Genomic DNA, 7,864 nt, shown 5'->3' with positions numbered 1-7,864 from the left:
TGTCCTCCACTACTGCTACGATAGCCATCACGTCCTCCGGCTTGTAGTAGGTCTTGTGGCTGATTTGCGTATAAGCCAAAGTTCCGTTGTCCCGAAGCGTCTGTACTGTCCGTGGGCAGATGTTGAGCGTCTGACACACGTCCTGCGTGTCGAGCCACTTGTTCATGGTCTTGTCCTCACTGCGCTCACGGATTCTGTCCATGCGCTTCACGAAGTTCTCCAACTGGGCATCAAGATAGTTGAATGCCTCTTCCTCGAATACGATGAATCCCATACTTTTCTTTTTTCTAAGTTAATACTATGTTGTATGTCGCAAAGCTCCACGCATATGCTGTGCTCCACGTTTGTGAGTGCAAAGATAAGGCACGGCAATCTAAAAACAAGCGTTTTCAATTTCTGTGGCAGTATGTTGCCGGGGGTTGCCGACTTCAACGCCAAAAACAACAAGAAAAACTTGCACGACTGCAACGAATACATGAACAATGATGAGTTGAGAAATACGTTGAAGTTCTCACAACTATCTCGGTATGCAAATAAGCAAGCCACAACTAAATTGCCACGTTACACCCAATCAGTTGCATGGCTGCACTCAGTACACTTACTTTGCACCCGACAATCGGTCAATGGTGCAAACCGTGACCACTATACTAACAAATAAAACAGCATAAGCTATGGCAAGAACAAAAGATGTAGTCTTGGCTCCTGAGCAAAAGGAGCTGATGGAAAAAGAGTATTTGGATTTTGTTAAACCATCTACGTATGGCAACAAAGCCAATCCAAGTAGTTGTGATTCTCTCTATGATGATGTAGAGAACCCAGAGTTGAGAGCAATTGTAGAGAAAGTTGCTGCAACAACTCCCTATAGAGAGGAAACAACAACGAACGAGGCTCAATCGCCACCGAATCCGCAGAAGCGCATCAGTGGCAAGCAGCGCAAGGCGACATTGGAGGAGTATCAGCAGACCTTCCTCCAAGTTCCAAGGATTGACGACCGCAAGCCAGTCTTCGTCAGTTCCGATGTACGAGACCGTCTTGATCGTGTCGTCCGCATCCTCGGAGGGAGACGCATGAGCGTATCGGGCATCATCGAGAACATCGTGCGCCACCACCTAAGCCTTTATGAAGAGGACTTCGAGGCTTGGCGCAAATTGTGAGAATTAAGGTCTGCGACCTTGGACGTGGATAGCTGAAAGGCTGTAGTTCCAACTAACGTGTTCTGAGAGGGAGCGAGGTTATGTTTTGGGAACCCCAAAACGCCTCGCTCCACCATGAGGGCGGAGGAATTTTGCTCCCGACGGTCGCAGAAAGTGAGTGTACCAACTGTAAACAGTATATCGAATGACAAACATACAGGAACAGAATAGGAAAAAGGGCGGAAGACCGCCTACGGGCAGGGTTCGCAAGCTGTCGAAGTCTGTCACGGTGAAGTTCTCGAAGCCAAGCTACGAGGCTTTGAGGCTGAGGGCGAGAAAAGCCAACCGCAAGTTGGCGGAGTATATACGAGAGTAGACATAGAAAGGAGAGGTTAAGTCTTTGCTTCTGATGTATGCAAATTGAAACTAAGAGTCATACATTGAAATGATGCCAGCTATCCTCATAGGATAAAGCAACCATATAAAATCTTAATTGAATATTATTATTCTCCTTTGCAACAACAAAATATAGTTCGGAACGAACAGAAAAACATGTTTTATACGTTTTTTATGTTAAACTGTATGAAAATATTTGTGACTTCGAAATAAAAACATTATTTTTGTATCGCTTTTATAGCAAAAAGAAAAGTCATTATTAACTTAATAGGGTAGGATCCTTAAACATCAAGTATGGAAGAACGAAAAATTTCCACATTAGTCTCTTTGTTGGGAGAAGATGTTCTGACTGAAGATTGTTTGGTTGTTGTTACAGGTGGTAACAATGACAAGGAGCAACATCAGAACTTTGAGCAAAATAATCCTCAGTGTAACAATTGTCAATGTAACAATTGCGGTTGCTAAGTGTTATTAACCCCTAAGAATTAGGTACGACTATAATAGATAGTTGTACCTAATTATTTATAAACAACAAGTAAATTGAATATGAAATATAGTCAGTATAACCATTTTGTTGAGATGGAAAATGTTGTGTTATGCTTTAACGCATATAATTATTCCAGATTAATTATAGGTAAAAATGCATACCAAGACTATCTAAGCTGCAAAGATAATGTTGAAAAACTAAATACAAAAAATCCCAACTTACATAGAACATTAGAGGCTAATGGTTTCATCGTTACAGACGAAAATGACGAACAGAAAAAGTATTTGTCTTCAGTACAAGAACGTAAGTTTTCTAAAGATATTTATCATATTATCGTCAATCCAACAATGGATTGTAATTTAAAATGTTGGTATTGCTACGAGAGTCATATAGAAAAGTCCCATATGACTTCAGAAATGGTCGCAGCAATCATATTGCATATCAAAGAGAAAATTACCAAAGAGCCTTTTAAGAAATTAATTTTAAGTTTCTTTGGAGGAGAACCTTTGTTGCAAAAAAATATTGTTTTTTCGTTAATCGAAAGCATTTATGAACTCTCAAAAATACATGGATTTTATTTGGCGACTTCGTTTACTACCAATGGAACGTTGATAGACAAAGACTTTGTCGCAAAATTAAGTCCCTATGAACCGAGCTTTCAAATCACCTTGGATGGATGGCAAAATATTCATGATAAGGTAAGGAAATATAAGGTCAATGGCAATGGGACATATTCGCAAATTTTATCAGCGATAAAATTAATACAACAAGATTCACCTAAAAGCGAAATCTTGGTAAGGATTAATGTGTCCAATAGAACGTTAGATTCCCTTACAAACATTGCAAACGAGCTTGCTGAAATAAAGCAAAATAACAATTTGAAAATTATGGTATCTAAAGTTTGGCAAGTAAATGCAGAAAAGTTAGATGAAAAGAAAATCTTAGATTTTGTCTTACAATGTCAAACAAATAAAATACAATGTAGTTATTTGGCTACTTCAAAATACACTTATGGGTGTTATGCAGACAATTACAATCAAGTTGTCATAAATTATGATGGAAATATTTACAAGTGTACAGCAAGGACATTCTCGTCTGAAAATTCATATGGTCTTATCACTAGTGAAGGACAGTTAGAATGGAATGAAATGAAATTGCAGGATAGATTAAATTTAGAATTGCCATCTAGATGTCAGATTTGTAATTTTCTTCCAGCATGTCCTAAGCCCTGTTCGCAAAAACTCTTAGAAAAGGGAGAAAATTTACCTTGCATACTTAACAAGAAATATGGTAAGGAAAATTATATTATAGAAGATTTCTACAACTTTTTAATAGAAAGAAATAATGAGAAATAGTTTTTGTATATTTTTTCTTCTTTGGGTTACTTTGGATGTTTTTAGTGGGGAAAAATGTCTTTTCACAATAGGCTCTGATTTTATAGTAACCGATACAATATCAAAGAACTTGTCTGATACATCTAGAATCTTTAACTTGTCAGATGTCGTTGTAAAAGGTTCAAATATCATAACAAAATCAGACCGCTTAATATTAATTCCAACTTCTAATATGCAGAAGGCATCGTCATCTGCATGGGATTTGCTGAGCAAAATAAAACTGCCAGGAGTAATCGTTGACCGCCAGAACAAGAATGCAACAACTATTAATGGAAGTAATATACTTTTTAAAATCAACAACATTGATGCCACTATTGCAGATTTTTTGACGATAATCCCAAGCGATGTAAAAAAAATAGAGTTTTTTGATAAATTAGGAGCACGATATAATGACAGTAACATTAGTGCAATCATTAACATTGTAACTAAAAGGCATACTTCTGGTGGACAATTTGGACTCTATGAAGATGCGGCTCTAACAACAATGTCGCTATATAATAGTGCTTATGTCAAATTTAACAAGGCAAACAGTTTGTTTAGCCTAAGCTATAATAGCAAGTACCGAGATTATTCCAATTCATACACAGATACGTATCTAGAAAATGAAGATGTTGAAATATCCAGAAAGGGCGTAGAATCGCCATATGGATACTTTCTTCAAAATATAGATGCTGCATATAATTATTACAAGAATAACTTTACATTTAACATAAAATTCAACTATAGTACAAACCGAAACACCAATCAAAATTGCTCACAGGAGATATTTGATAAGAAAAGTTTGATTGGAAATTCATTTAGGTCACCAAAAGACAAAAGTCATTCACCTGCAATAGACTTGTTTTCTGAATATAAAATTTCCTCCAAACAGTCATTGCTCTTTAATATGGTAGGAAAAATATTACAGACAAACTATGATTATTCATATACTGAAAATGTAAACGAAAATAATTCCCATTTTGAGTATGGGGTAGAAGGAAAGCGTAAGTCTCTTATAACAGAAATCATGCATACTTATTCTTTAAAAAATCTTTCATGGGATTCTGGTTTAAGATACAAATATTCAGACACTCACAATTTATATAGTTATGATATTACAAATGATTTTGATTCAAAAGACCAAAATTTATACGCTTATACCCAATTCTCTGGGAATGTTAAAAATATCTACTACATGGGGGGAATAGGTATAAATTGGGTTAGTTTCAAGGAAGGTGGCAATTCTTTTAACAAAGTATTATATCGTCCTTTAGGCAGAATTAAGTATATGCCTTTAGACAATTTTAGTATGTCTTATCAATTTTCAATGCAACCAACAATACCAAGCTTGTCAACATTAAGTGGAATTACAAAAAATTTGAATAGATATGAATTCGAAACAGGCAATTCTGCCTTGCGTCCTTATGACAACATAAAACATAAATTATCTTTATCTTGGAATCCTAACAGATGGTATATTTCACTAAACTACAATATCGAAAGTGCAAAAAATCTTTTTGCGTCTGGTATTTATTGTCAAAATGGGAAATTAGGTTATCAACATATAAATTTTGATTCAAAAACTGTTCGTAAAATAAATTTTTACACAAGCTTTGACATCATAAAGGACATGTTGTTCATTGATGGCTATATTTCATACAACTATTATAAATTTAAAATAGAAGACGAAACTTTCTCTTTAACAGACTATACATATGGTGGGAAGATAGTGTTCTACCTGAAAAACTTTTCTGCAAATATATCTTTCAATCATAATCCAAAGGAATTATTTGGAATGAAAAGTTTTTATGGAGAATCCACAGGCAGCGTTGATTGTTCTTATAAATACAAAAGAATGACTTTCTCACTTGGAGTATGGAATCCGTTTAAAAAATATGTTCAGAGTTCTGGTTTCGAGTATGCTAGAAATGGTTTATATAAAACTGAGTATTTTAGAATAAAGGACAATGCTAATATGATAACTCTAGGTGTTTCCTATGACATAAATTGGGGTAAATCTTATAAGGCAAGAAATAAAAGATTAAATAATTCGGACAACATAGATGGTATTGTAAAATAAAAATGATGAAAAAATTTCCACTTTTCATACAACATGATTCTATGCAATGTGGCATTGCTTGTTTGTGTATGATATGTAAGTTTTTCGGTCGTAGCATTTCCATAGAAACTATGGCAAACTTATGTCATGCTAATAAAGAGGGAGTGTCTTTAATGGGATTAAGTGAGTCTGCTACGATTCTTGGTTTTCATGCTATAGCTGCAAGAACCAGTATCAATAAGTTACAAATTGTTCCTCTTCCTTGCATTTTGCATTGGAATCAAAATCATTTTGTCGTTTTATATAGAATAAAGAACAACAAATACTATATTGCTGACCCAGGAAAAGGTTTGATAACTTATACTCTTGATGAATTCAAGAAACATTGGCTAAGCACAAATACCAATGGTGAAGACAAGGGCATCGCTATGTTCTTGGAAACTACACCTGCCTTTTTTGCTTACAAGATGCAGAAAGAAGAGAACATAAAAGAAAAGCGGTCTTTTCGTTTTCTCTTGGGGTATGTGAAAAAATATCGTAAGTATTTTGGGCAAATTGTACTAGGTTTGGTTGTTGGAAGCCTTTTACAGTTAGTCTTGCCATTTCTCACCCAATCTATTGTTGATGTTGGCATCAAAAACCAAGACATTGGTTTTGTTTGGCTGATATTATTGGGACAACTTATGCTAACAATTAGCCGAACAGCTATTGACTTTATCCGTAGATGGTTATTGCTTCATATCTCCTTGCGCATTAACATTTCACTATTGAGTGACTTCTTCATTAAATTACTGAAGCTTCCAATGTCTTTCTTTGACACAAAGCTTATGGGAGACTTGATGCAAAGAATGAGTGACCATAGTCGTGTGAATAAATTTCTCACACAGCAGACACTCAACATAACATTTGCGATATTCACTTTTGTTGTGTTTTCTGTGGTGCTGTTCTTATACGATAAATTTGTGTTTGCTATCTTCTTGCTTGGAAGTATTCTCTATGGCGCATGGATGACTTTATTCTTAAGACGGAGGAAAGTACTAGATTATGAGTTATTTGAACAGCAAGCCATCAACAACAACAAAACTTACGAGTTTATCACCTCTATGCAAGAAATCAAATTGCAGGATTGTGAGCAACGCAGAAGATGGGAATGGGAAGATACACAAGCTGATTTGTTTGAAGTACAGATGAAATCGCTCAAACTCCAACAAATGCAAGAAGCAGGGTGCATATTCATCAATGAAACTAAAAATACCATCATTACAGTTATAGCTGCAACAGCGGTAATTCACGGAGACATGACCCTTGGCATGATGCTTGCCATACAGTATATTATTGGTCAATTAAATACACCTGTAGATCAATTGATGAACTTCTTTTATTCCCTGCAAGATGTGAAGATTAGCTTGGAACGTATCAACGAGATTCACCAGATGGATGATGAGAATGGAAAGGAAGGCTTGCTGACTTCTATTGAAGATAAGAATGAGGGCATTGACATCAAGAACATCATATTCAAGTACGACCCACATGCTTTGCGCAAGACCATAGATGATGTGCGCATTCACATTCCGCAAGGTAAGGTAACTGCCATCGTTGGCGCATCTGGCAGTGGAAAGACCACCCTCATCCGCTTAATGCTAGGTTATTATTCTGTCTTGGAGGGACAAATCAACATTGGCAATACCAACATTAACAAGCTCAACAAGAAATGGTGGCGCAGACAATGTGGCGTAGTGATGCAGGATGGCGTTATCTTCTCGGAGAGTATAGCACGAAACATTGCCGTTGACGATGGCGACATAGACAAGGAACGGTTGTTGAAAGCAGCCGAGATAGCTTGTATCAAGGAGTATGTAATGGCTTTGCCTCTGAAGTTCAATACCAAGATTGGACGTGATGGCGTGGGACTAAGCCAAGGACAGAAACAGCGTATCTTGATTGCAAGGGCGGTTTACAAGAATCCTGACTATATATTCCTTGACGAGGCTACAAACTCGCTCGATGCCAATAATGAGAGAAGCATCGTGGAGAACTTGGATAAGTTCTATAAGGGCAAGACCGTTGTGATTGTGGCTCATCGCCTAAGCACGGTGAAGAATGCCGACCAAATCGTGGTCATCGACCATGGAAAGGTGGCTGAGATAGGCAACCATGAGTCTTTGACCGCCAAGCGAGGGGCATATTATAACCTTGTGAAGAATCAGTTGGAATTGGGAAACTAAAATGCTTTTAATATGGAACAGAATGAAAAAGAATCAGATAATATCGAGTTGAGAAGCGAGAAGGTGAGGAACGTGATAGGCAAAGTTCCTCCTCGCCTCGTCAGCTTGGGAACGGTTGTCATTACGACAATAGTCCTCGCCCTCGCAGTTGCTTTCTACAAGATACCTTATCCTATATCCATAGATGCTAA

5 protein-coding genes and 1 pseudogene are annotated in these 7,864 nt (G+C 36.8%); 5 read left to right on the top strand and 1 reads right to left on the bottom strand.

What is annotated here, in order from left to right; all coding sequences use genetic code 11:
* Positions 1-274: helix-turn-helix domain-containing protein (locus tag F7D73_RS13820; protein WP_153125600.1), on the bottom strand; the 274-nt coding region annotated here is incomplete at its 3' end.
* A gap of 397 nt (positions 275-671) precedes the next feature.
* Between F7D73_RS13820 and F7D73_RS13815 the strand changes: the two genes are divergently transcribed.
* The 5 genes and pseudogenes from F7D73_RS13815 to F7D73_RS13795 all read left to right on the top strand — a co-directional run bounded on the left by F7D73_RS13815 (position 672) and on the right by F7D73_RS13795 (position 7,673).
* Positions 672-1,154: a DUF3408 domain-containing protein gene (locus F7D73_RS13815; protein WP_153125598.1), complete on the top strand. Its 483-nt coding sequence runs from the start codon at positions 672-674 to the stop codon at positions 1,152-1,154.
* Between the two features lie 184 nt (positions 1,155-1,338).
* Positions 1,339-1,506 (top strand): annotated as a pseudogene (locus F7D73_RS13810) (plasmid mobilization protein); the annotation flags it as partial.
* A gap of 569 nt (positions 1,507-2,075) precedes the next feature.
* Positions 2,076-3,371, top strand: a complete 1,296-nt coding sequence (locus F7D73_RS13805; protein WP_153096115.1) for a radical SAM/SPASM domain-containing protein — start codon at positions 2,076-2,078, stop codon at positions 3,369-3,371.
* Positions 3,361-5,469: a hypothetical protein gene (locus tag F7D73_RS13800; RefSeq protein WP_153096114.1), complete on the top strand. Its 2,109-nt coding sequence runs from the start codon at positions 3,361-3,363 to the stop codon at positions 5,467-5,469. Before F7D73_RS13805 ends, F7D73_RS13800 begins: the two co-directional genes overlap by 11 nt.
* A gap of 2 nt (positions 5,470-5,471) precedes the next feature.
* Complete coding sequence (locus F7D73_RS13795; protein WP_437181960.1) at positions 5,472-7,673, top strand: peptidase domain-containing ABC transporter; 2,202 nt, start codon at positions 5,472-5,474, stop codon at positions 7,671-7,673.
* Positions 7,674-7,864: the final 191 nt, after the last annotated feature.

This window comes from Segatella copri (genome assembly GCF_009494395.1).
GTDB lineage: Bacteria > Bacteroidota > Bacteroidia > Bacteroidales > Bacteroidaceae > Prevotella.
This window is presented reverse-complemented; position numbering and strand designations above follow the sequence as displayed.